Genomic DNA, 24,272 nt, shown 5'->3' with positions numbered 1-24,272 from the left:
GGATCAGGGGCTTGATGTGGCTGCGTTGTCGGCTCGGGCGGAGGTCTTGGCGCCGCGGTTGGGGTATTCGCTGCAATCGGTGAAGAAAGGGTTTATGCAGTGGCTCAGGAGTCGGGGCTGATTTTTTGGTGTACATATCCGTTTCTTTGGTAACGGCTGCTTATGGTTTCGCTCTTACAGCGGGTCACTTTGGAAAAGCGGCAAAGTAAGCAAAGGGCTCTGCCCCGCCTGTCGGCACCTCGCCTAGGCTCGGTGTTCCCTCACTCCGGCATTGCTCCGCGGGTCGCCGCGACGGGGCGTCCCTGCCCCGTCGCGGCTAAACCGGCGTCCTGCCGGTTTACCCGCTCCTCAATCCCTGCGTTCGGCCTCGGGCTTATTGGGGCAGTCAGAGCCAGATCAAGATCAAAATCTAGAGCACAGCGGCCTACAGGCCGGCTTGAGTGGTAGAAGCCAGATCAAAAGCCAGAAAACCAAATCTGAAACTGATGCAGCTCTGCTTTTCTGTGGGAGCTGGCTTGCCTGCGATGCAGACACCTCGGTTTTTCAGGTACACCCAGTTGATGCCATCGCAGCGACAAGCCAGCTCCCACATTTGGACCGTGCCCGCTTTTGATTTTTGATTTTGCTTTTGCTTCACACCACTCAAGCCGGCCTGTAGGCCGCTGTGCTGTTGATCTGCTTTTGATCTTGATCTTAGGCGCCCCGTTAAACCACGCTGGCCGAACGCAGGTAGTACGGAGCGGGTAAACCGGCAGGACGCCGGTTTAGCCGCGACGGGGCAGGGACGCCCCGTCGCGGCGGCCCGCGGAGTAATGCCGGAGTGAGGGCACACCGAGCCTGAGCGAGGTGCCGAGTGGTGGGGCAAGAGCGTTTTGCTTACTTTTGCGCTGTTCAAAAGTGAGCCGCTGTAAGAGCGGAACCCATATCAGCCACAACCAAAATAACGGATATACCCCCCAACCCTACTTCAAATTCCCACTCAAAAACTGCTGCAACCGCTCGCTCTTCGGATGACCCAGCACATCCTCCGGCGCACCCTGTTCCTCCACCAACCCCTTGTGCAAAAACAGCACCTGGCTCGACACCTTGCGGGCAAAGCTCATCTCATGGGTCACCATGATCATCGTCCGGCCTTCCTCAGCCAAACCCTGGATCACCTTCAACACCTCACCCACCAATTCCGGGTCCAGCGCCGAAGTCGGCTCGTCAAACAGCATCACCTCCGGCTCCATCGCCAGCGCCCGGGCAATCGCTACCCGCTGTTGCTGGCCACCCGACAAAAACGCCGGGTATTGACCCGCCACCCGCGCCGGCAGCCCAACCTTGTCCAGGTAACGACGAGCCCGGTCCTCGGCGTCCTTCTTGCTGCAACCCAGCACCCGGCGCGGCGCCATGGTGATGTTCTCCAGCACACTCATGTGGCTCCACAAGTTGAAATGCTGAAACACCATCGCCAACCGCGTACGCAGGCGCTGCAACTCAGCGTCATCCGCCACGCGCATCCCATGGCGGTCGCTGACCATACGAATCTGCTGGCCATCCAGCGTCATGGCCCCATCGTTCGGCTGTTCAAGAAAGTTGATGCAGCGCAAAAATGTGCTTTTGCCCGAGCCGCTGGCGCCGATCAAGCTGATCACATCACCGGTCTTGGCCTTGAGCGAGACACCTTTGAGCACTTCATTGTCGCCATAGCTTTTATGCAGGCCTTCAACGGTCAATTTGTACATGGGGCATGCATCCTCAAGGCGAAAGTAGGTAGCCGCTGCGATAGGCTTCAAGGCCTGCGACATGGGCGATGACCATCCCGGCAGTGGCCATGCGCCGCAGCGAGCGGGCGTAGAGCAGGCCGGCATTGCGGCAATGCACCGGCGTTACGCGGTCAGAAATGGGGTCGATGATTTCGGCGATCAGTTGCCCGGCCTCCACGTATTCCCCAGGCAGGGCGCTGAACACCAGCAAGCCGCCCATGGGCGTGGTCACCGGCTCGACGCCCGCCAGCGGTGTGGCGGGGTAGGGCAATTCCGGCAGCGGTGCAGGCTCGCCGCTGATCGCGCCGAAGTGAATCAGGTAATCGATGATCGCCTGGCAGTCGAGGCTGGCCAGGCCGTGGTTGACGTCGCCCTGGCCGCGCAACTCGACGGTCACCGAAAAACTGCCCATCGGGATCGGGAAGCGCTCGCCAAACCGCTGCTGCAATTGCCACCACACCAGGGTGAAACACTCATCGAACGACTGCCCGCCGGAGTCGGTGGCCAACAGGCTGGCTTCCGACCCGATATAGCGCGCCAACGGCTCCACCCGGGGCCAGGCCTCGGGGGTGGTGTACAGGTGCGCCACGGCTTCGAAGTCGCAGTGCAGGTCCAGCACCATGTCGGCATCACACGCCAGGCGTTGCAGCGTCAGGCGCTGGGATTCCAGTTGCGTGGCCGGTGTTTGTGCCGCAAGGGCCAGGGTCAGGGCATCGCGGATCAGCTCGACGTTGTGCTGTGGATCATCCCCCAGCAGCTCTTCGACCTGATTACCCACGTCCTCGCTCAGGTCGACAAACAGGCGATTGAAGTTCTGCCCGCTTTCCAGCTCATAGCGGCCCAGGGGGATGTCCATCAACACTTGTTCCAGGCCGGTCGGGTTGGCGATGGGCACCAGAACGATCTCGCTGCGCAGGCGGCCGGCGGCGGCCAGTTGTGTCAGGCGCGCCTTGAGATGCCAGGCCACCAGCATGCCCGGCAATTCGTCGGCATGCAGCGACGACTGGATGTAGATCTTGCCTTCAGCCTGTTCCGGCCCGAAGTGAAAACTGTGGATTTGTCGCGCCGTGCCCGGCACCGGCGCCACAAGTGGATGAATCTGATGACGCATGAAGGCTCCTTAGTGGCTGGGCCCGAGAAAGGCCAGCCAGCGGCGCTCCGCCAGACGAAACAGACCGACCAGGGCAAAGGTCACGGTCAGGTAGATCAGCGCAGCGATACCGAATGATTGAAACGTCATGTAGGTGGCCGAGTTGGCGTCCCGGGCGACTTTCAGGATATCCGGGATCGTCGCGGTGAAGGCCACGGTAGTCGAGTGCAGCATCAGGATGACTTCATTACTGTAGTACGGCAGCGAGCGACGCAGGGCCGACGGCATGATCACGTAGGCGTACAACTTCCAGCCGCTCAGGCCGTAGGCTTTCGCCGCTTCGACTTCGCCGTGGGCCATGCTGCGGATCGCCCCGGCGAAAATCTCCGTGGTGTAGGCGCAGGTGTTGAGGGCGAAGGCGAGAATCGTGCAGTTCATCGCATCCCGAAAGAACGCGTCCAGCACCGGCTGCGCGCGAACCGCCGCGATGCTGTAGATCCCGGTGTAGCAAATCAGCAACTGGATATACAGCGGCGTGCCGCGAAACAGGTAGGTGTAGAACTGCACCGGCCAGCGTACCCAGCGATTGCGCGACACCCGGGCAATGGACAGCGGGATCGATACCAAGAAGCCGATGAAGATCGAGGCGCTGAGCAGCCACATCGTCATGGCCAGCCCGGTAATGTGCTGGCCGTCGCTATAAAGGAAGGGGCGCCAGTATTGTTGAATCAGTTCGATCATCGCACTGCCTCCCGGGAGCCTGCGGAGTAGCGCCGTTCGAGGCGGCGCAGGACGAAGTTGGACGCGCTGGTGATCAACAGGTAGATAAACGCGGCGATCACCAGGAAATAGAACAGTTGATAAGTACTCTTGCCGGCATCCTGCGCGGCTTTGACCAGGTCGGCCAGGCCGATGATCGACACCAGTGCCGTGGCCTTGAGCATCACCATCCAGTTATTGCCGATGCCCGGCAGGGCGAAACGCATCATCTGCGGGAAGGTCACGAAGCGGAACCGCTGGCCGCGCGTGAGCCCGTAGGCCGTGGCAGCCTCCAATTGGCCACGGGGCACGGCGAGGATCGCGCCGCGAAAGGTCTCGGTGAAATACGCACCGTAGATAAAGCCCAGGGTGATGACCCCGGCGCTGAATGGGTCGATCTCGATGTAGTCCCATTCCATAAAGTCGGTAAAGCCGGTCAGCCAGATTTGCAGGCTGTAGAAAATCAGCAGCATCAGCACCAGGTCGGGCACGCCGCGAATCAAGGTGGTGTAGATCTGCGCGGGAATCCGCAGGAACGGCAGGCTGGACAGTTTGGCGGTAGCCCCGAGCAAGCCCAGCAACACGCTGACGGCCAAGGAAAACACCGACAACTTGATGGTCATCCAGGTGCCTTGCAGCAACAGCGGGCCGAAACCCTTCAAGCTAAAGGCACTGAGCCCCAGGGTTTGCAAAAGATCTTCGAACATAAATCAGGACCTATGGCGATAAAAAAGCGCCCCTCCAGAGGAAGGGCGCCCCAGGCATTATTTGCCGCTGTACAGGTTCAGATCGCCAAAGTGTTTCTTCTGGATGGTGGCGTAGGTGCCATCATCGTGTAACGCTTTGATACCTTTATCCAACAAGGCCTTGAGGTCTTTGTTACCTTTTTTGATACCGACCGCAGTTTTGGAGGGCAGCAGTGGGTCGTCGATGGCCTTGCTGACTTCGTAGTCAGCACCGGCTGGCGACTTCAAAAAGCCCAGTTCGGCTTGCAGCATGTCCTGTACGGAAGCGTCCAGACGGCCGGACGTCAGGTCGGCATACACCTGGTCCTGGTTGGCGTAGGCCTTGGTGGTCACACCTGCCTTGTCCAGTACGGCCTTGGCGTAGGCTTCCTGGATGGTGCCTTGCTCGTAGCCCACGCTTTTGCCCTTCAGGGACTCAGGCGTGGAGTAGTTCGCGCCTTTTTTGAACACCAGGGATGTAGGGCCGGAGAACAGCTCGTTGGAGAAGTCGATCGCCTTTTCACGGGCTGTGGTGACCGTCATGGACGAAATCACGCCATCAAACTTGTTGGCATTGAGGCCTGGAATCATGCCGTCGAAATCACTTTCGACCCATTTGCACTTGACCTTCAGCTCGGCACAGATGGCATTGCCCAGGTCGATATCGAAGCCCACCAGGCTGCCGTCAGCGGCTTTTGACTCAAACGGGGCGTAGGACGGATCGACACCAAAACGCAATTCCTTGTATTCCTTGGCCAGCGCGGAACCGGCGGCCATGCACAGAGCCAGTGCAGAAAGGGTCAGCAATGCTTTTTTCATTATGTAATCCCTGGAAACCAAGATAAGCGCTTGTGGCGCGGTTAGGACTGTTACTGAACGGTGTCAGACCAGACTCAAGTAGCAATTTCTGCACCATAGTTCCGAATGGTCGTTTTAAAAGGTGAGATTAAGAAGTTGCGTCGGCAGGAAATGCCCGAAAATGGGCATGAAAAATTGAATGCACTAATGTGGGGCGGAACATTTCCTTGTAGGAGCCGGCTTGCCGGCGATTGTTTCCTGAATGAGGCGGTGATCTTGCGGACGCCATCGCTGGCAAGCCAGCTCCTACAAGGGCTTGGGTCAGGCCAGCAGATTTTGCAGCGTGGCCAGGTTGTCTGCCTCATCCACGGATTTATCCTGCCGCCACCGCAACATCCTCGGAAAACGCACCGCAATCCCGCTCTTGTGCCGCTTGGACAGGGCAATTCCCTCGAAGCCCAGCTCGAACACCAGACTCGGCGTCACGCTGCTCACCGGGCCGAACTTCTCCACCGTGGTCTTGCGGATAATTGCATCGACCTTGCGCATTTCTTCGTCAGTCAGCCCGGAATAGGCCTTGGCGAACGGCACCAGCGTACGTTCGCTGCCGGCCGGGCCGTCCCACACGGCGAAGGTGTAGTCGCTGTACAGGCTGGCGCGCCGGCCATGGCCGCGCTGGGCATAGATCAACACCGCGTCGACGCTGAACGGGTCGACTTTCCACTTCCACCACACGCCCATGTCCTTGGTGCGGCCCACGCCGTAGAGTCCCTCCCGCGCCTTGAGCATCATGCCTTCCACCCCCAGGCTGCGGGACGCCTCACGCTGCTGCGCCAATGCCTGCCAGCTGTCGCCGGTCAGCAATGGCGACGCCCGCAACATCGGCTGATCGCAATCGCTGATTACCTGCTCCAGTTGCGCCCGGCGTTCGGCCTGGGTGTGGTTGCGCCAGTCTTCGCCGTGGTGTTCCAGCAGGTCATAGGCCAGCACTGCGACCGGTGCGTCTTCGAGGATTTTCTTGCTCAGGGTTTTGCGGCCGATGCGCTGTTGCAGCAGGGCAAAGGGTTGTACCGAGTCTTTCCACACCACGATTTCACCGTCGATCACCGTGCCGTCGGGCAGGCTGTGCACCAGGTCATGCAGCTCCGGGAAGCGGTCGGTGACCAGTTCTTCGCCACGGGACCAGACCCACAAGCGGCCTTCGCGCTTGACCAGTTGTGCGCGGATACCGTCCCACTTCCATTCCACTTGCCAGTCTGCGGGGGCGCCGAGTAAGGCATCGAACTGCTCCACCGGTTGGGCCAGAGCATGGGCGAGAAAAAACGGATAAGGCTGCCCGCCACGTTGTGCGTGTTCGTCGGACGATTCAGCGGCAATCAGCTTCAGATAGCCTTCGGCGGTCGGGCGATTGGACAGGTCGGTGTAGCCCACCAGGCGCTGGGCCACGCGCTTGCTGTCCAGCCCGGCCATGGCGGCGAGGGCGCGGGTGACGAGCAACTTCGACACGCCGACCCGAAAACTGCCGGTGATCAGCTTGATGCACAGCATCAGGCTCGGTTGATCCAGTTGTGCCCACAACGCGGGCAGGCGTTCGGCCAATTCTTCGGGCGGCAGGCCACGCAGGGGCAGGAGTTTTTCTTCCAGCCACACCGCCAGGCCGTCATCCGAGGTGTGGGGCGATTCCGGTAACAGCAGGGAAATGGTTTCCGCCAGATCGCCTACCGACTGATAACTCTCTTCGAACAACCACGGCTCAATGCCAGCGGCTTCGGTGGCCATGTCTCGCAGCAAACGGGTGGGCACCAGTTGCCGTGGCCGCCCGCCGGATAAAAAGTACACCGCCCACGCGGCATCTTCCGCTGGCGCCTGTAGGAAATAGGCCTGCAAGGCGGCGAGTTTGGCATTGCTGGAGGTGGTGGCGTCGAGGTTGGCGTACAGCTCGGCGAAGGCTTTCATGACACGACTTCCTCTTCGTCATCGCCGTATTCGGTGGTGAAGCCCTGGGCATCCAGGCCTTTTTCCCGCAGGTGCCGGACCAACACACCTACAGAGCCGTGGGTGACCATCACCCGCTCTGCGCCGGTTTGCTCGATGGCCCATAACAGCCCGGGCCAATCGGCATGGTCCGAGAGCACAAAGCCGCGATCCACCCCGCGTCGCCGCCGGGTGCCACGCAGGCGCATCCAGCCGCTGGCGAACGCGTCGCTGTAGTCGCCGAAACGGCGCATCCAGGTACTGCCGCCGGCCGAGGGCGGGGCGATGATCAGGGCTTGGCGCAGCAGGGGATCAGTCTTTTTGAAATCGCCGGCGTAGAGGGTTTCGGGGATATAGATGCCCGCTTCACGGTACACACGGTTCAGCGGCTCGACCGCGCCATGGCTGAGGATCGGGCCGATGCTGGCGTCGATGCCGTGGATGATTCGCTGAGCCTTGCCGAAGGAATAACAGAACAACACGCTGGCCTTGCCGGCGGCGATATTCGCCTGCCACCAGTCGTTGATCCCGGCAAAAATCTGCGCCTGGGGCTGCCAGCGATAGATCGGCAGGCCGAAGGTCGATTCGGTGATAAACGTATGGCAGCGCACCGGTTCGAACGGTGCGCAGGTGCCGTCGGGCTCGACTTTATAGTCACCGGAGGCGACCCAGACTTCGCCCTGGTATTCCAGGCGCACCTGGGCTGAACCGAGCACGTGGCCGGCGGGATGAAAACTCAAGGTGACGCCGTGATGGCGCAGGGTTTCGCCGTAGGCCAGGGTTTGCAGGTTGATGTCCTGGCCCAGGCGCGAACGCAGGATCCCTTCGCCGGGGGCGGCGGCCAGGTAATGTTGGTTGCCGGTGCGGGCGTGATCGCCGTGGGCGTGGGTGATCACCGAGCGCTCCACCGGGCGCCAGGGGTCGATGTAGAAATCCCCGGCGGGGCAGTAGAGGCCTTCGGGCCGGGCGATAACAAGGTCCATGGGCGTGCCGTGGAGATGGGCTTGTTAATTAGGAGGCGGGGATGAGCGGAGAAGTTCTATCGGAATGCATGCGATCAAATGTGGGAGCTGGCCTGCTGTGGTGAGGGGGCTTGTCCCCCGTCGGGTTCACCACAGATTGATGGGGCTGCTTCGCAGCCCAGCGCGGGGCAAGCCCGCTCACCACAGCAAGCCCGCTCCCACAGTTTGATTCGGTTGAGTCAGGGGGACCGGGTTATTTGCCGGGTACCAACGTCAACCGCGTCTTCCCATACACCCCGTCAAAGTTCTGCGGTTGCATCGGGAAGCTCAGGTATTGCGCCTTCAGCCACGGGTCGATGCCATTGGCGTAGTTCGGGCTGGCCGGGTTGCCGGATTGGCCGATGCCGCTCTGGCCCATCATCGGTTCCGCCAGGCCGAAGTCCACAATCATCCGCAGCGCCGGCACCTGGGTCGTGTCGAAACTCTGGCCCCAGCTGTACGGCGCGCTGTTCAGCGTGTTGTGATCGCCACCCGCTGCCAGTGGGCCGCGAATGGTCTGGCCGCTGGTGTTCTTCCAGGTGTAGCTGTGCAGTTTGCCCCACTGCCAGGCCTTGTGATCGGCGCCCAATGCGCTGTCGCCCGCGGTGATCGCGGCGGCCAGGCTGCGGGCCAGGATTGCCGGCTTGTCGGTTTTCTGTCCGGTGCGCGCGTCATTCCAGAACGGGCTGTCTTCGCGCCCCAGCAGGTGGTCGGCCACGGCCGAGTACGACAGGTTGGCGTTGCCGATAAAGGCTTTCCAGGTGGCGCTGTTTTCCGGGCCGAGTTCGTCGAGGAAAATCTGCTTGGCGCTTTCCTGCAGGAACAACTCATAAATCGCCGCGTCGGCGGAGGTGGATGCCAGACGGCCATCAAAGGCCATCAGGCGGCCCAGCGCTTCCCGCGCCTTGGCCTGGTCTGCTGTCGGCAATCCATCGATCGCCTGTTTCAGCGGCTGGGCCATGCCCGGCGCCTGGAACATGCCCTTGAGCTTGGCGGCAAAGGTGGTGGTCTGGTCGTACTGCATGGCGATCATGCTGCGGTTGTCATGCTTGCCGCTGCTGGCCAGTTGCGCGATACGTTCGGCACGTTCCGGCGCCGCCCACGAGTTGGACAATTGCATGCCGTAGCCGCGGGGAATCGTGCGCTGGTTGGCGGTGCCGATCCAGCCCTGGGTCGGGTCCTGATCGTAAGGGTGCAGCATCGCGTCGGCGTAGCCGTCCCAGTCGAAACGCCCGTCCCAGCCCGGCGACGGCACCAGGCCTTCGCCTTCACGGCGGTTCGGGAAGCGCCCGGTGACTTGCCAGCCGATGCTGCTGGCGTCGGCGAAGACCATGTTCAAGGCAATCGCGCGGATTTCCCGGGTGGCGTCAGACGCTTTACCGGCGGTTTGTGCACGGGACAGGTCGAAGAACGCGTCCAGGCTCTTGTCGTCCTTGAAGTCGGCGGTCTGCAAGGCCAGGCCGTAGCCGCTGTTCAGCGACTGGGCACTGTTGAGCAGCGGCCCGTGGCGGGTTTCGTACACCGCTTCGCGAATCGGCCGTTGGCCCTTGGCGAAGTAGGTTTCGTTACGCACGATGGCCGGCAGCCATTTGCCGTTGTTCTCGTAATACAGCGCGTTGCCCTGGCGCTTGACCTTCTCCAGGAACACATCCTGGGTGTCGCCCGAGACCTGGCTCATGCTCCAGGCCACCTTGCCGTTGAAGCCGGAAAGCAGGGTTGGCAAACCGGCGATCGACACACCGGCGGCCTGGTATTTCGGCGAGCGGATTTGCACGTAGTTCCACAGCGACGGCGCCTGCATCGAGGTCGACAGGTCATTGGCCAGCAGGCTCTTGTTGCTGCGGCTGCGCTGCGGGCCGATCGCCCAGTTGCTGGAACTGGACGTGCCCAGGGTGTTCAAGGTGCCGAGGTGTTCGCTGAGGCTGGTCAGCGCGGCGAGGCCCGGGATCTGGCCCAGGTTGATGCCCTTGAGCTTGTCGGACTCGGCCACCGGCAACGGTTCATCCGGGTAGCTTGGGGTCAGCCAGGCGAGTTTGTCGGCGCCGACTTTTTGCGCCAGCACCAACGACGACAACTCTTCCTGCAAGTTGGTCGACTCGCTGAAATTCAGCAGGCAGAACAGCAGCGCGGAGTCTTCCGGCTTCCAGTATTCGGGCTTGTAGCCGCTCTGGGCCAGGTCTGGCGGCAGCTTGTCGCGGTAGCGGAACAGGTAGGCGTTGACCCCGCGCGCATACACTTCAAAGAAGCGCTTGAGGCGTGGCGACGAAGCGTTATACAGCTCGCCGGCGCTCTTGCGCAGGTTGACCGCCCGCATGAAACGGTCGACATCCAGTACGTCCGGCCCCGACATTTCCGCCAGACGGCCCTGGGCCAGCAGGCGCAGGGTGACCATTTGCGTGATGCGGTCGCTGGCGTGCACATAGCCCAGGGTGAACAGCGCGTCATGGAACGTGCTGCTTTCAATCAGCGGGATGCCCTGGCTGTTGCGGCGCACGGAAACGTTCTGCGCGAGGCCCTTGATGGGCTGCACGCCGGAAACCGGAGGCAGTGTGTCTTGGGTGCTTTGTAACTGGCAACCGGCCAGGCCCAAGGCACTGGCAATGGCCGCGGCAACGCCGAACCGGGGAAGAAAATGTGAGAGGGCTGGCGAGGCCATGGCAAAGCTCCTGCGGGGGGTAGCGTCAGTAAAGGCGCTACGTTAGTGAGCGCGGCGAAACGACGCAAGCGGGAGGCGATGCTTATTTTCAGGCAGCCTTCCCACACAAGGTGCAGGAAGGCTGTGTCACTCAGGATTTCGGCGGATTGACCTTCTGCACCAGCTCATAAGCACGCACCGTCGCGGGGCGTTGCTTGATGTGGTTGAACCAGCGCTCTACGTGTGGGAAGTCTTCCAGCTTCTGGCTCTGCCACTTGTGGGAAACGATCCACGGGTAGATCGCCATGTCGGCAATGCTGTATTCCTCGCCGGCCACAAACTGGCGGTCGGCCAGGCGCCGGTCGAGCACGCCATACAGGCGGGCGGTCTCATCCACATAGCGTTTGATCGCGTAGGGGATTTTTTCCGGGGCGAACTGGCTGAAGTGATGATTCTGCCCGGCCATCGGGCCCAGTCCACCCATTTGCCAGAACAGCCATTGCAGCGCTTCCTGACGACCGCGCAGGTCCTGGGGAATGAACTGGCCGGTTTTTTCCGCGAGGTACAGCAGGATTGCACCGGATTCGAACAGGGAAATCGGCGCGCCACCGTCGGTCGGGTTCTGATCAACGATCGCCGGAATGCGGTTGTTGGGGGCGATTTTCAGGAAGTCGGGCTTGAACTGCTCGCCCTGGCCGATGTTGATCGGGTGCACCTCGTAAGGCAGACCGGCTTCTTCCAGGAACAACGACACTTTGTGACCGTTGGGGGTGGTCCAGTAATACAGGTCGATCATGAAGCTCTCCAAGGGTGGTGACGCTTGAGCGAATGCCTGTAGGTATAGGTAATGTTAGGGTGACGAAAATTCAATGAAACATTTGGGTCTATCGATATGGAAATTCGTTCCTGTGGTGAGCGGGCTTGCCCCGCGCCGGGCTGCGAAGCAGACCCAAGACCTGCCTCAGCGTTTTAACTGAAAGAGCGCGCTGGCTGTACTGGGGCCGCTGCGCGGCCCAACGGGGGACAAGCCCCCTCACCATAACAACCGCCTCACTACAGAGGTTTTTGTCGGCAGTTAAGCCACCGCACCATCCACCAACACCTGCAACGTCTGCTGCGAACAGCGCTCGATGCGCACCTGCACGCCATAGACTTCGGCAAACAGTGCCGCATCCAGCACGTCATCCGCTGCACCACTGGCATGCAGCCGGCCCTGGCGCAGCACTGCGATATGGTCGGCATAACGCGCCGCGAGGTTGATGTCGTGCAGTACCACCACCGCAATCAGGTTGTGCTCGCGCACCAAACCCCGAACGCAATCCATGACCTTCAACTGATAGTTCAAATCCAGCGCACTGGTCGGCTCATCCAGCAGCATCACCTGCGGGCGGCGCGCAATCAGTTGCGCCAGGCTGACCAGTTGCCGTTGGCCGCCGGATAACGTGCTTAACAGCTGATCCGCCAGATGAGCGATGCCAATCCGATGCAACGCATCAAACGCCTCGCGCATGCACGCGTCGCTTGAAAGCGGAATGCCCTCGACGTTCGCCACCCGCAGCGCTGCGATCACGCTTTCCATCACGCTCAGGCTCAAGCCCGGCGGCAGGTTCTGCGGCATGTAGGTCACGCGTCGGGCGCGCTCGGCAACGGACATTTTCGTCAGGTCCAAGTCACCCAATCTGACAACGCCCTGCATCTTTTCCAGCCCGGCCACCGCCCGCAACAACGTCGATTTACCCGCACCGTTCGGCCCGATCAGCGCGGTCAGGCTGCCGTGGGCCAGGGTCGGCAAGCTCAAGTCATGCACAATCTGGCGCCGTCCATAACTGACGTGGGCGTTCTGAATCGATAATCCCGTACTCATAACTGCCTCCCGCGCTTGAACACCAGCAACACGAAAATCGGCACACCCACCAGTGCGGTGACGATGCCCACCGGCACAATCACGCCGGGCATGATCAGCTTGCTGGCGATGGACGACAGCGACAGCAGTAATGCGCCGACAAGCGCGCTGGCCGGCAACAGGAAACGCTGGTCTTCACCCACCAGAATCCGCGCGATATGCGGACCTACCAGCCCGATAAAACCGATGGTTCCCACAAACGCCACGGCGGTGGCCGACAGTAGACTGATGCGCAACAACGAGAAAAACCGCAGGCGTTTCACGTCGACGCCGAAGCTTTGCGCGCGATCTTCGCCCATGCGCAGCAAGGTCAGGCGCGGGGCGGCGGCGAAGGAAAAGGGCATGACCACGGCGACCACAAACGCGAGGATGCCGAGCTTGTCCCAGTTGGCCCGGGTCACGCTGCCCAGGGTCCAGAACACCAGTTGTTGCAGCACATCCTCGGTGGCGACCAGTTGCAACAGGGCGACCACTGCATTGCAGCTGAACACCAGCGCAATCCCGAACAGCACCAGGCTTTCCACCCCGGCACCGCGCAGCCGTGACATGGCTTGCAGCAAAAAGACCGAGGCGGCGGCGAACACAAACGCCGAAATGGAAATCGCCGTATTGGCCGACACCCACAGCGTCGTCACCGGAAACACAATCACCAGGGATGCGCCCAGCGCCGCCGCCGAGGAAACCCCCAGCGTGAACGGACTGGCCAGCGGGTTATTAAGGATGGCCTGCATCTCGGCGCCTGCCAGCGACAGTGCGCAACCGACCAACACCGCCATCAAGGCGTAGGGCAGGCGCACGTTCCAGATAATCACCTGGTCGGTGGCGCTCAAGTGGGCCGGGTGCAGCAAACCGTCGAGCAGGGCGCCAAGGCCCATGCCCGACGGGCCGCTGGCCAGGTCCACGAGGATCGCGCAAATCAGCGCGCCCCCCAGCAGGGCCAGCAGCCAGCAGCGGCGCGCGAGCAGGCGGCGATAGCCCAGGCTGGCGGTGGCGAGGTCGAGGGTTTGAGTGGTCATTGGATTCGCAGCCTTGAAAACGACGAAAATCCCTGTCGGTACTCGGTCAGTGTGGGAGCTGGCTTGCCTGCGATGGCGATGGTGAATCCAACACCGCTATCGCAGGCAAGCCAGCTCCCACAGGAACCGTGTCCAGGCAGGGAATGGGGTGTGAGCCTTGGTTACTTGGCCTTGCCATCAATCCAGTAAGCACCCTGCAGCGGCATGCCGAGGAACTGCTGGTTGATCGCTTCCATGGTCGCCTGTGGGTCCAGCTTGGCGAACAGCTCCGGATGGATCCACTTGGCCAGCGCTTCAATCGCCAGCAGGTTGTATGGCGAGTTGTAGAAGTCATGCCACAGGCCGTGGGCATTGCCCTCACGAATCGCCCGAAGGTTCACGAACTCCGGGCGTGCCAGCACGCTGTCAAACGCGGCGCGCGCGTCTTCATTGCTCACGCCAGCCCCCAGAATCAACCCAGGCTTGTGATTGCCGGTGGCCACGTACACATCCGGGTCGGCCTTCAGCGCGTACTCGACACTGATGTCCCCCAGCGCTCCCGGCACCACGTCGGCGGCGATGTTGCGCCCGCCCACCAGTTTGATCACTTCACCCATGCCGCTCTTGCCGGTGGTGTGGCCCGGTGCCTGCCAGGCGCCGGCCAGCAATTCCAGGAACACACTCGGGCGCGGCCCGGCCGGCAAGGTGGCGACGGCGTCGGTGATCACCTTGACGTGCTGGTCGTAAAAGTCGAGGAACGCCTTGGCCTGGGTTTCCCGGCCAAGGGCCTGACCCAGGGCGGTCATGCTGCTGTGGGTGCCTTGCACCGGGTTGATGCGGAAGTCGACGAACAACACCGCGATCCCCGCCTTGGCCAACACATCCGCCACCGGGCTGTGTTCAGTCGGGCCGTGGCCCGAAATGCTGAACACCGCCAGGTCCGGTTTCAGCGAGAGGATTTCCTCGGCGCTGACGCTTTGCTCCGAGGCCTGACCAATCAGCGAGATGTCTTTTACCGTCGGAAATTTCGCCACGTAGGCGTTGTAAGTGTGGGCGTCCAGCAGCTTCAAATCATTCTGCCAGCCGACAATCCGTTGGAACGGCGCGTCCTTGTCCAGCAAGGCAAAGGCCGAAATCAGCCGGCCTTCGCCGAGCACCACACGCTGCACGTGGTCCGGCACGTCGACCTTGCGGCCCAGCACGTCGGTGACTTCATGGGCGGCGGCCGTTTCGGCGTGGCCAAGGATCAGCACGGCAAACAGCGCGCCCAGCTTGAGGAAGTTGCGGGGTTTCAGCATGGCGAGAACTCCAGGTGAAGGCGGCGCATCAGACATCGCTCCAGCGCCGCAAAAGGTTGTGATAGGCGCCGCTCAGTTGCAGCAGCGCGTGGTCGTCGGCGTGTTGCGCGGTGAGGCGTTGAATGGCCACGTCCATGTCCAGCAGCAGTCGGCGCTGGCTGTCTTCGCGCACCAGGCTTTCGATCCAGAAAAAACTGGCGATGCGCTCGCCCCGGGTGACCGGGTTGATCTTGTGCAGGCTGCTGCCGGGATACATCAGCAAGTGCCCGGCGGGCAGCTTCACCGCGTGTTCGCCGAAGGTGTCGCGAATCACCAGTTCACCACCGTCATAGCTGGCCGGGTCGGCCAGGAACAAGGTGGCGGAAATATCGGTGCGTACGCGCTCGCGCACGCCCTTGAGGCCGCGAATGGCATTGTCGATATGCCAGTCGAAGGCCTCGCCGCCACTGTAGCGGTTGAACAACGGCGGGTAGATTTTCTTCGGCAGGGCGGCGGACATGAACAGCGCGTTGTCCGACAGCCGCGACAGAATCTGCTCACCCAGGCGAATCGCTACCGGAGCGTCTTCGGGCAACTGCCGGTTATTTTTCGCCATGGCCGAGCGCTGCCCGGCGGTGACTTTGCCGTCGACCCACGGCTGATGGAGCAAGGTGGCGACGGCCACCTCGACTTCATCGGCGCTCAACAGCGCCGGGATTTCGATCAGCACGGCTTAAAACTCATAGTCGATGCTGGCCGTGAGTGTGCGCCCGGCGCCCGGAATGCCGTAGAGCTGGAAGCCGTCCAGGGACGCGCCGATCTGGCTGTAGTAGAACTTGTTAAACACGTTGTTGAGGTTGAGGTTGACCGTGGTTTGCTTGGTTACTTTGTATTGCGCGGCCACGTTGTTGAGCCAGTAGCCGGGGGCCTTTTCGTGGTCGCGGGTGTAGATCGCGTAGACGCCGGACGGGCCGGTGGCGTAGCTGCTGTTGTTGTTAAGGCCGCCGACGTATTTGTTGTCGCTGTAGCGGCGGCGTCCTACGTATTGCGCGCCGTAGCTCAGGCTCAGGTCGTCGGTGACGGCGTAGGTGGTCCACAGGTTGGCGGTCAGGTCGGGAACGTTCTTGGCTTCCTCGCCTTTGTTGGCGCCCTTGGTCTGGGTGCTTTTGAGCGCCGAGAACCCGCTGTACACCGTCCAGCGCGGGGTGATATTGCCTTGCAGGCCCAGCTCCACGCCGTCTACGCGTTTGGCCGGGAGGGCGCGGACCGGGGCGGTTTCGCCGTCCTGGTATTCCCAGGAGTTGTCCAGTTCGGTGCGGAAGATCGCGGCGGTGATGTTCAGCAGGTCGTGGGCAATGTCCCACTTGGTGCCGATTTCGTAGGTTTTCGACTTGGCCGGGGTGTAGTTGCTGGTGCTGGCGGCGCCGTAGATCTGGTTGTTGGTCGATGCGCCCAGGGCCGAGGGTTGTGCCGCTTCGCTGTAGGACACGTAGATGCTGCCGTTAGGCAAAGGCTTGTACACCGCGCCGACCCGTCCGCTCACGGCACCGTCGGTGCTGTCGACGGATGCCTGGCCACGCTGGGTGGTCTTGGCCTGCCAGTTGTCGTAGCGCAGGGAGCCAAGCACCTGCCACTGTTCGTTCAGGGTGATGGTGTCACCCAGGTAGATGCCGGCGTTGTCGATCACCGAACGCGGCTGGCCTTCGCCCTTGGTCACGGTGGTGCTGGCGAAGCTGTGGTTCGGGTCGTTCATGTCGAAGAACAGATCGCCGGCCGGGACTTCGGCGTTGCGTTTCAGGCCGCCGTAGGTCTCGTGATAGAACTCAAGCCCGCTGACCACCGCGTGTTCCAGGCTGCCGGTGTTGAGCTTGAAGGCGAAGTCGGTCTGGTTGTCGAGGATGGTGTAGCGCGTCGATTGGCCGAAGTCGCTGCCCCGCAGAATGCCGTAGGCGGTGTTACCGCTGTTGGTGTATCCCGGGTAGGCATTTACAGTGCTGCCGGGGACTTGGCTGATCGGCCCTACGCCGGTGTAGCCCAAGGTCGCACAGCGCGTGCCGGTGCAGGTTTTCTGGCCATTGGCGTTGGCGGTAAAGAAGCGTGCGGGTGAAAGCACCGCGAAATTGTCGGTGCGCTCCCACTTGGTCTGGTTTTTCAGGGTCGCTTCGTTCCAGTCGAAATCATGTTCGAAGCGGGTGGTCAGCGAAGTGGTTTTGGTTTGCTGGGTGTACAGGTGCGAATCGCCGTACCAGTTCGAACGCTTCACGCCGGGCATGCGGTCGCCATCGGTGCCGCGCTGGATCGGCACGCCGCCGTCCGGGGTGTTGTCGTCCTTCTGGTAGAAGGTGTCGATAAACAGGCGCGTGTCGGTGCCCAGGCCGAAGCCGAGGGACGTCGCGATGCCCCAGCGGTCGTAGTCCACGTCGTCGCGTTCGGCCACCTGGTTGTAGTGCTTCATCAGGTTGATGCGCAGGGCGGTGGTGTCGTTCAACTGCTTGTTGAAATCGCCCGTGAGGCGGCGGTAGCTGTCGGTGCCGATGCCGGCGGAGAGCGTGTTGGCGTCTCCCAGATGCGCCTCTTTACTCACCAGGTTGACGCTGCCGCCTACGGCGGAAACGCCGGATTCGATCGAACCAGTACCCTTGAACACTTCCGCCTGTTGCAGGTTGAAGGTGTCGGTGCGGGTCGATTGGCCGGCATCGCGCACGCCGTCGACGGTCAGGCTCTGCTCCGAAGAAAACCCGCGAATCGAAAACAGGTCACCCCAGCCCAGGTTGCCTTCGCCGGACATGAAGGTAATGCCCGGCACGTTGCGCAACACTTCCTGCAAGGTTTGCGCGTTCTGCTCCTTGAGCACCTGCTGCGGGACGATGGTCACGCTTTGCGGGGCATCCAGCAGCGGCTGGCTGATTTTTGCCGAGGTCACCCGGTCGACCTTGAAAGTGGAGGTGGCTTCACCGTCGACCTTGATTTCCGGCAGGCTCAGCACCGAATCGTTGGACGCTGCCACCGGCGCATCGGCCCAGGCGGTGGGAGAAAGGCTGCCGGCGGCAAGCAGGCCGAACATCGGCGCAAGGGTAGAGGGCAGCGACAAGGCGCGAGGGGAAGGTAATGGCATTCGGAGTGACCTAGGCTAAATTACAATTAATCTCATTTAGATTCGGTAGTCTAAAGACCGATACCGGCCGCCACGCCGTGGCTTTGTAATGTGGATGCGCGATTACCGCTTCCCACAACATTCCATTACATTTGCGCGTACGCCTGGCTGACGTTTCGGCTATCTCCTGCCTTTTGAGTTTCGGACGAATTGCCCCATGGCCAAGCAAGACCACCTGTTGATCGTTGATGACGACCCGCAAATCCGCCAGCTGTTGTGTGACTACCTGAGTGACGCCGGCTTCCAGGTGTCCACCGCTGGCGACGGCAAGGAAATGCGCCGCCGCCTGGCGCTGAATGTCATTGACCTGATCGTGCTCGACCTGATGCTGCCCGGCGAAGACGGCCTGAGCTTGTGCCGCGAATTGCGGGTGAGCTCCAACACGCCGGTGATCATGCTCACCGCCAAGGGCACGCTGATCGACCGGATTGTCGGCCTGGAAATCGGCGCCGACGATTACTTGCCCAAGCCGTTCGACCCGCGGGAGTTGCTGGTGCGGATCAAGGTGGTGCTGCGCCGGGTGCAGAGTTTTCCGGACCGGGCGCGGCTGGATGAAGCACCGAGCATCAGCTTCGCCGGCTGGCAACTGGACACCCGGGCACGCCAACTGCTCTCGCCGGAAGGTGTGGTGGTGAGCCTTGGCAACTCCGATTACCGGGTATTGCGCCTGCTGTTACAGCACCCCAACCGGCCGCTGAGTCGCGACTTTTTGCTCAACCACGTATTCGACAAGGACAGCACGCCGTTCGACCGCTCGATTGATGTGTGCGTCAGCCGCTTGCGCTCGCAATTGCCGGCCGGGCTGATCAAGACCGTGCGCAACGAGGGTTACATGCTCACCGCCGACGACGTGGCGCTGCAATCGTGAAACTGCTGCCGCGTTCGCTGTTTGGCCGGCTGGTGCTGATCCTGGTCAGCGGCATGCTCGCGGCCCAGGCCCTGACCAGCAGCATCTGGTACGACATGCGCCACGGCCAGGTGCTGGAAATCCCCAGCCGGCTGATCGCCACGCGCCTGGCGGACGTGGTGCGGCTGGTGCACAGCGATCCGGCGCAGGCTGATGCACTGATCAAGATGCTCGATACACCGCGTTTTCGCCTGACGCTCAGTGATCAGGCCAGTGATGTGCCGAGCCGCATCAGCGACAGCGACCAGTCCACCGAGCGTCTGTTGAATAAAGTGCTCTCGGAGAAGACCGGCTACCCGCAGAACCTGCATTTGTTGAGCCTCAAGTTGCTGGACGCCGAAGGCCAGCACGCGGGGCTTTCGACCTTGCTCGGTGCCAAACCGGTGGTGGGACAGTTCCTGATTGACCTGCGTTTGCCGGACGGGCGCTGGTTGCAGGTGGAGGCCACCGAAGAGCAGGGCTGGACCAGTACTTCCCCGATGGACCTGTTATTCGACTACGTGATGCGGATTTATCTGCTGCGGGTCGTGGTGCTGGTGATCATCGCCCTGGTGGCCGTTCGTCTGGCCATTCGCCCGCTGAATGCGTTGGCCAAGGCGGCTGAAGCGTTAGGCCGGGACATTCAACGGCCACCGCTGGCCGTCGACGGCCCCACCGAAGTGCGCCGCGCCGCCCAGGCGTTCAATGCCATGCAGCAGCGGCTGATCGCCAACATTGCCGAGCGCACGCGTTTCCTGGCGGCGATTTCCCACGACCTGCGCTCTCCCATCACACGCCTGCGCTTACGCACGGAAATGCTCGACGACAACCGCACCAAGGAGCGTTTTCGCAGCGACCTGGAAGAAATGGAACACATGGTGTCCAGCACCCTGGATTTTGTCAGCAGCGGCGAAATCAACGAGAAACGCCAGAACATCGACATCAACGCCTTGCTGCAAAGCTTGCAGGCAGACCTTCAGGATGTGGGTGAGACGGTGACGATAGAAGGGCGGGCCAAACAGCCGCTGCCGGGGTACGCCCGCAGCCTCAAGCGTTGCGTGCAGAACCTGCTGGAGAACGCAGTGCGTTATGGCAGCGAGGTGGTGGTGCGGGTTGAGGACAAGGCGGACAGCTTAAGGATTGTGATCAGCGACCGTGGTCCCGGGATTCCCCAGGAACAGCTGGAGCAGGTGATGGAGCCGTTTTACCGGGTGGAAGGCTCGCGCAATGTGGAAACCGGCGGCTACGGGCTGGGGTTGAGCATCGCGCATACGATTGCCAGTGCCCATGACGGGCGGTTGAGCTTGAGCAATCGGGAAGGCGGGGGATTGGAGGTGGTGTTGCAGTTTCAGCGCAAGGCTCAAGGCTGAGTCAGCACTTTGTGATCAGGGAGGTAGTGTGGCGAGGGAGCTTGCTCCCGCTGGGCTGCGCAGCGGCCCCAAAAAAAGCGGGAGCGCTGCGCACTCCAGCGGGAGCAAGCTCCCTCGCCACAACAAGTCCCTCATCACAAAAGGTGGTTATCGCACAGGTATCAAGCCCCGTGGCACTTCTTGAATTTCTTCTCGCTGCCGCACGGGCATGGATCGTTGCGACCCACGTCCTTCAACGTGTTGCGCACCGGCTCCTGGTGAGCGTGGCCGCAGTTCGGGCCGTGGACATGGCCGTGGTCGTGATCATGGTGATCGTGATCGTGGTTACAGTCAGGACCATGGACATGGGGTTGCTGAGTCATCGATGTCGCTCCGGAATAAAATCGCCGGGGATTATCTCGCCATTGCGCAGCACCTGCACGTCGTTCCCGATAAATAAACCGGTTTTCAACTCGCCTTCAAGACGATAGGGCACGGGCTCCCGAGGATTTTTCAACATATCGACCACATCGCGGATTTGTGGCCACAGGTTGGTACGCACCGAAACCCGGAAAAAAGCGTGGCTGTGGGGCGGTACGGTCAGCCATTCGTTGGACTCGCCCTCGGTCAGCACCATCGTGCCCAGGCTGACCTTGTACACCAGGCCCCGCACGGTCAAATCGTTGTCGTCGCGGTTATCCACGCGAAAGTACAGCTTGAACTTCTGCTCCAGCAACTTGACCCGCACCGGGTCGACCTTGACCAGCCGGACCTCGGGGGCAGGCGCGTCGTCGGCAAACCAGGACGCGCAGCCGGAAAGCCCTAGCATCAATGCCAGCAGAAGGCTGTAAGTCCTGAATACCCGCGCCTGAGAAACCATGCCGTTACTCCGTATGAAGAGTCAGCATAGCAAGCGCGAGCCTACCGGGTATCAATGAATGTCAGAGGTAGCTGGAACAGCACTTCTTGAATTTCTGCCCGCTGCCGCACAGGCAGGCGTCATTGCGTCCGGCCTTCACGTCCACCGTTGGGTCGATGAAGTACCAGTGTTCATTGTTCTGTACGAACGATGAGCGCTCGCGGTGACTGTGTTCGCCAGTGCTGTCATGCCAGCGTGCGGTAAAGGTCACAAAGGCGTGTTCCGGCTGGCCGCCGAACACTTCGGAGCTTTCCACCGTCAGGCCCAGCCAGGTGCTTTGGGCACTCCAGGCGCCGATGGCGGCCGTGTCCAGCCCGGCTTGTTGCGCAGGTAACGTGGTGGCCACCAGGTAGTCCACCAGGCCCAGCACATAGGCGCTGTAGCGCGAGCGCATCAATGCTTCGGCGCAAGGAGCCGGGTGGCCGGCGTGATAATGGCCGCAGCAGGCATCCAGCAGGTTGCCACTGCCGCAGGGGCAAATGGATGTACTCATCGGGTTACCACCAATACTTGCCAAAGTTTTGCGGGTTGGCCCAGAAGCGGGCGTTCAGCCAATCCGGCACCTGTTTATAGTCAAGCAGATCATAGGTAAACAGTGTCAAAACCTGATCGTCACGCTGGAAACGCTCGCTGGCTTGCAGGGCCAGGGAAAAGAAGTCGGTGTCCTTCCAGTTGCAGGCGGCCAGGTCCACCAGCACTGCAATGCGGCTGGCATTGAGGTTGCGAATGCCCCCCAGCAGGGTCAGGCCCGCAGGTTTTGACAGGTGTTCCAGGCAATCGACCACCAGCGCCAGGTCAAAACGCTGGGCGGCGAGGTCGGCGGGCAAGGGACCGGGCTCGGCGAAGGACACCACGGTATCCGGGTGGGCCTCCTTGAACGCATCCAACGCCGGGAACTGGCTGGCACCCAATAAAAGCAGGCGTTTTGGCGCGTGTAGATCAAGCAGCGCGGCGAGCGCTTGCTGGGGTGTACGGGCAGAAATACCGGCGGTCATCGAAGATCCTCACATCAGGACCGTAGAGACTAGCCTGCCTGAGCGTGCGGGCCTAGAGCGGGCGGTGAGAATAAACAGCCGGGCCCAATGAATACAGGGGTGTGACACGCTGGCGCAGATGAAAAGAGCCGTCTTTACTCCACTCGTCGGCCCCCGCCGATCCCCTCAGGAGAAAGTCAGATGAGCATCATGCGGACAGCTCTACCCTTGGTTCTGCTAACCGGAGTATTGACAGGTTGCGCAGGCTTGCAAAAAACCGACTGGCCCACCTGCGCCGCGGTTGGCGGTGTGACCGGTGCTGCCATCGGCGCGACTGAAAGCTCTGCCTATGCGGGCTATGGTGCGTTGCTGATTGGCGGCATGGCCGGCGCCTATTGCTGGGTGCACGGCGACGGTGACGAAGACGGCGACGGCGTGCCGGACAGCCGCGACAAGTGCCCGGGTACGCCAAAAGGCGTGCAGGTGGATGCCAATGGCTGCCCACCGGTTCCGGTAGCCGTGGTTCAAGAAGAAGTGGTGGTGGTCAAGGAAGAGACCATCGTGATTCGTGACGTGCACTTCGAGTTCGACTCCGCCAAGCTGACGGCCGCCGATAAAACCAAGCTCGATACCATCGCCACCCGCCTGAAAAAAGAGGCCCCGAGTGCGCAACTGCGCGTCAGCGGGCATACCGACAGCGTCGGTAAAGACGCCTACAACCAGAAGCTCTCTGAACGACGCGCTCACTCGGTAACCGACTACCTGGTCAGTTCCGGCATCCCGCGCAGCAGTTTTGTCTCGGTGACCGGCGCCGGTGAAAGCCATCCGGTGGCGGATAACAAAACCGCTGACGGCCGCGCGCTGAACCGCCGCGTGGAAATTCAGATCAACCGCTGACAAAGCCTCAACGCCCCCGTGGGATCCACGGGGGCCCCTTCATCAATTTTTTAATCCTTCACTGGCACAACGCCTGTAGAAGTCGTTACTGTGCGCCCAAAGAATAATGTGCAAGGGGAGCGTGCGGGATGAAGGTGTTTTGGGGGCTGGGGAAGTTTTTGACGTTGCTGTTCTGGGTCGTGGTGGTGGTCAATCTGTTCTCGCCGCTGATCAACCCGTTCCACCTGTTGGTCAATCTGGCCGGCAGCCTGTTGCTGTTGACCCACCTTCTTGAATTGCTGCTGTTCAACGGCAGCGTGAAAAATCGTGCCCATCCCTGGCGTGACCGCTTGCAGATCCTGCTGGTGGGTATGTTCCATGTGCAGAGCCTTTCGGCGCCGGCACCGGTTAATGATGTAAACAAGGAGGCCAATCATGCGTAAGGTTTTTCTGTTGGCCCTGTTGGTCAGCCCCATTGCCCTGGCCCAGAGCGTCAGCGTTGACACCAATTCGTTGATGCGCCTGCCCAACAGCAGCAGCGTGTTGCAATTGGAGCGGCTGGAGGTGGCGGATTACGGCACCTTGCTGATCCCCTCAAATATCACCCAGGTGACGGTGGATGAGCTGCACCTGGGCCGCGAAGCACGTATCGCCATCGTGCCCGGCAGCACCGCCCTGCAACTGCAGGTGCGCCAGGCGCAGCTGGAGCATGGCAGTCAGATCACCTCGCGTGGTGCGCCCGGTACCCATGAACGTCCGGCCAAGGCCGGGCGTGACTTGGTGTTGCGCATCAATTCGCTGACGGCCGATGAGCTGTCGGTGGATGCCCGCGGCGGCGCGGGCGCCCAGGGTTATGCCGGACTGGACGGTGCCAACGGCGAAGACCCGGGTTGCACCTGGGGTTCGGCCGGGCGCGGTGCCAATGGCGACAACGGTGGCGACGGGCTGCCGGGTGCGGCGGGTGCGCAGGTTCGAGTGGAATTGCCGCAAGACTTCCCGGGGGAAAAGATCAAGGTCTGGGTGGACGGCGGTGCCGGTGGTTTGGCGGGCACGGCGGGCAAGCCGGGTAAAGGCGGGCAGTCCAAGGGGTGCCTGGTGTACCGCGCCGATGGCGGCGAGAAAGGCCGGGCCGGGTTGGAAGGTCAGCCGGGGCCAGCGGGGCCTGCGGGTGCTGTGACTGTTCAACGGCTTTAATGCTTTACCTGTGGC

The 24,272-nt window shown here is 61.6% G+C and carries 23 protein-coding genes; 5 read left to right on the top strand and 18 right to left on the bottom strand.

Annotated elements, in window-relative coordinates; all coding sequences use genetic code 11:
* Positions 1 to 962 precede the first annotated feature (962 nt).
* The 14 genes from MUM_RS0130195 to MUM_RS0130130 form a co-directional block, all read right to left on the bottom strand.
* Positions 963 to 1,727 (bottom strand): ABC transporter ATP-binding protein, encoded by a 765-nt coding sequence (locus tag MUM_RS0130195; protein ID WP_010176730.1) that lies wholly within the window; start codon positions 1,725 to 1,727, stop codon positions 963 to 965.
* A 13-nt stretch (positions 1,728 to 1,740) separates the two neighbouring features.
* A complete protein-coding gene (locus MUM_RS0130190) occupies positions 1,741 to 2,859 on the bottom strand; it encodes a succinylglutamate desuccinylase/aspartoacylase family protein (protein WP_010176729.1) in 1,119 nt (372 codons plus the stop codon).
* Positions 2,860 to 2,868: 9 nt separating this feature from the next.
* Positions 2,869 to 3,579 (bottom strand): ABC transporter permease, encoded by a 711-nt coding sequence (locus MUM_RS0130185; protein ID WP_003209532.1) that lies wholly within the window; start codon positions 3,577 to 3,579, stop codon positions 2,869 to 2,871.
* Positions 3,576 to 4,304 carry an ABC transporter permease gene (locus tag MUM_RS0130180; RefSeq protein WP_010176728.1) on the bottom strand — a complete coding sequence of 243 codons (729 nt, stop codon included), beginning with the start codon at positions 4,302 to 4,304 and terminating at the stop codon, positions 3,576 to 3,578. Before MUM_RS0130180 ends, MUM_RS0130185 begins: the two co-directional genes overlap by 4 nt.
* A 57-nt stretch (positions 4,305 to 4,361) precedes the next feature.
* Complete coding sequence (locus tag MUM_RS0130175) at positions 4,362 to 5,141, bottom strand: transporter substrate-binding domain-containing protein (RefSeq protein WP_010176727.1); 780 nt, start codon at positions 5,139 to 5,141, stop codon at positions 4,362 to 4,364.
* 300 nt (positions 5,142 to 5,441) lie between these two features.
* Entirely contained in the window at positions 5,442 to 7,076 is a 1,635-nt protein-coding gene (locus MUM_RS0130170) for an ATP-dependent DNA ligase (protein WP_010176726.1), read from the bottom strand.
* Positions 7,073 to 8,077, bottom strand: coding sequence for a ligase-associated DNA damage response exonuclease (locus MUM_RS0130165; RefSeq protein ID WP_010176725.1), 1,005 nt, complete (start codon positions 8,075 to 8,077; stop codon positions 7,073 to 7,075). Before MUM_RS0130165 ends, MUM_RS0130170 begins: the two co-directional genes overlap by 4 nt.
* A 232-nt stretch (positions 8,078 to 8,309) precedes the next feature.
* Complete coding sequence (locus MUM_RS0130160) at positions 8,310 to 10,751, bottom strand: penicillin acylase family protein (protein WP_010176724.1); 2,442 nt, start codon at positions 10,749 to 10,751, stop codon at positions 8,310 to 8,312.
* Positions 10,752 to 10,881: 130 nt separating this feature from the next.
* Positions 10,882 to 11,526, bottom strand: a complete 645-nt coding sequence (locus MUM_RS0130155; protein ID WP_010176723.1) for a glutathione binding-like protein — start codon at positions 11,524 to 11,526, stop codon at positions 10,882 to 10,884.
* Positions 11,527 to 11,805: 279 nt separating this feature from the next.
* Complete coding sequence (locus MUM_RS0130150; RefSeq protein WP_010176722.1) at positions 11,806 to 12,594, bottom strand: ABC transporter ATP-binding protein; 789 nt, start codon at positions 12,592 to 12,594, stop codon at positions 11,806 to 11,808.
* On the bottom strand, positions 12,591 to 13,649 hold the full coding sequence (locus tag MUM_RS0130145) for a FecCD family ABC transporter permease (protein WP_010176721.1): 1,059 nt from the start codon (positions 13,647 to 13,649) through the stop codon (positions 12,591 to 12,593). The genes MUM_RS0130150 and MUM_RS0130145 overlap by 4 nt, the downstream gene beginning before the upstream one ends.
* Before the next feature lie 161 nt (positions 13,650 to 13,810).
* On the bottom strand, positions 13,811 to 14,926 hold the full coding sequence (locus MUM_RS0130140) for an ABC transporter substrate-binding protein (protein ID WP_010176720.1): 1,116 nt from the start codon (positions 14,924 to 14,926) through the stop codon (positions 13,811 to 13,813).
* Between the two features lie 28 nt (positions 14,927 to 14,954).
* Positions 14,955 to 15,635 carry a Fe2+-dependent dioxygenase gene (locus tag MUM_RS0130135; RefSeq protein ID WP_010176719.1) on the bottom strand — a complete coding sequence of 227 codons (681 nt, stop codon included), beginning with the start codon at positions 15,633 to 15,635 and terminating at the stop codon, positions 14,955 to 14,957.
* Positions 15,636 to 15,638: 3 nt separating this feature from the next.
* The gene (locus tag MUM_RS0130130; RefSeq protein ID WP_029616160.1) at positions 15,639 to 18,020 is read right to left on the bottom strand and encodes a TonB-dependent receptor; all 2,382 of its coding nucleotides are present in this window, start codon (positions 18,018 to 18,020) and stop codon (positions 15,639 to 15,641) included.
* A gap of 196 nt (positions 18,021 to 18,216) precedes the next feature.
* Here MUM_RS0130130 and MUM_RS0130125 point away from each other — a divergent pair, with 196 nt between their 5' ends.
* Both MUM_RS0130125 and MUM_RS0130120 read left to right on the top strand, forming a co-directional pair.
* Positions 18,217 to 18,927, top strand: coding sequence for a response regulator (locus tag MUM_RS0130125; RefSeq protein WP_003213692.1), 711 nt, complete (start codon positions 18,217 to 18,219; stop codon positions 18,925 to 18,927).
* On the top strand, positions 18,924 to 20,315 hold the full coding sequence (locus MUM_RS0130120) for an ATP-binding protein (protein WP_010176717.1): 1,392 nt from the start codon (positions 18,924 to 18,926) through the stop codon (positions 20,313 to 20,315). Before MUM_RS0130125 ends, MUM_RS0130120 begins: the two co-directional genes overlap by 4 nt.
* A gap of 161 nt (positions 20,316 to 20,476) precedes the next feature.
* On the opposite strand, the gene MUM_RS1000000133725 is transcribed toward MUM_RS0130120, so the two are convergent.
* The 4 genes from MUM_RS1000000133725 to MUM_RS0130100 all read right to left on the bottom strand — a co-directional run bounded on the left by MUM_RS1000000133725 (position 20,477) and on the right by MUM_RS0130100 (position 22,208).
* Positions 20,477 to 20,677: an SEC-C metal-binding domain-containing protein gene (locus MUM_RS1000000133725; protein WP_003213695.1), complete on the bottom strand. Its 201-nt coding sequence runs from the start codon at positions 20,675 to 20,677 to the stop codon at positions 20,477 to 20,479.
* On the bottom strand, positions 20,674 to 21,174 hold the full coding sequence (locus MUM_RS0130110; RefSeq protein WP_010176716.1) for an LEA type 2 family protein: 501 nt from the start codon (positions 21,172 to 21,174) through the stop codon (positions 20,674 to 20,676). The genes MUM_RS1000000133725 and MUM_RS0130110 overlap by 4 nt, the downstream gene beginning before the upstream one ends.
* A gap of 61 nt (positions 21,175 to 21,235) precedes the next feature.
* Positions 21,236 to 21,706 (bottom strand): YchJ family protein, encoded by a 471-nt coding sequence (locus tag MUM_RS0130105; protein ID WP_010176715.1) that lies wholly within the window; start codon positions 21,704 to 21,706, stop codon positions 21,236 to 21,238.
* A gap of 4 nt (positions 21,707 to 21,710) precedes the next feature.
* Positions 21,711 to 22,208 (bottom strand): DUF6231 family protein, encoded by a 498-nt coding sequence (locus MUM_RS0130100; RefSeq protein ID WP_010176714.1) that lies wholly within the window; start codon positions 22,206 to 22,208, stop codon positions 21,711 to 21,713.
* 180 nt (positions 22,209 to 22,388) lie between these two features.
* Here MUM_RS0130100 and MUM_RS0130095 point away from each other — a divergent pair, with 180 nt between their 5' ends.
* From MUM_RS0130095 to MUM_RS0130085, 3 genes are all read left to right on the top strand, one after another.
* Positions 22,389 to 23,084 (top strand): OmpA family protein, encoded by a 696-nt coding sequence (locus MUM_RS0130095; protein WP_010176713.1) that lies wholly within the window; start codon positions 22,389 to 22,391, stop codon positions 23,082 to 23,084.
* Positions 23,085 to 23,212: 128 nt separating this feature from the next.
* Positions 23,213 to 23,506 (top strand): DUF1145 domain-containing protein, encoded by a 294-nt coding sequence (locus tag MUM_RS0130090; protein ID WP_010176712.1) that lies wholly within the window; start codon positions 23,213 to 23,215, stop codon positions 23,504 to 23,506.
* Positions 23,499 to 24,257, top strand: coding sequence for a hypothetical protein (locus tag MUM_RS0130085; RefSeq protein ID WP_010176711.1), 759 nt, complete (start codon positions 23,499 to 23,501; stop codon positions 24,255 to 24,257). Before MUM_RS0130090 ends, MUM_RS0130085 begins: the two co-directional genes overlap by 8 nt.
* The last annotated feature ends 15 nt before the right edge of the window (positions 24,258 to 24,272 follow it).

It is taken from the genome of Pseudomonas sp. PAMC 25886 (genome assembly GCF_000242655.1).
Classification (GTDB): domain Bacteria; phylum Pseudomonadota; class Gammaproteobacteria; order Pseudomonadales; family Pseudomonadaceae; genus Aquipseudomonas.
This window is presented reverse-complemented; position numbering and strand designations above follow the sequence as displayed.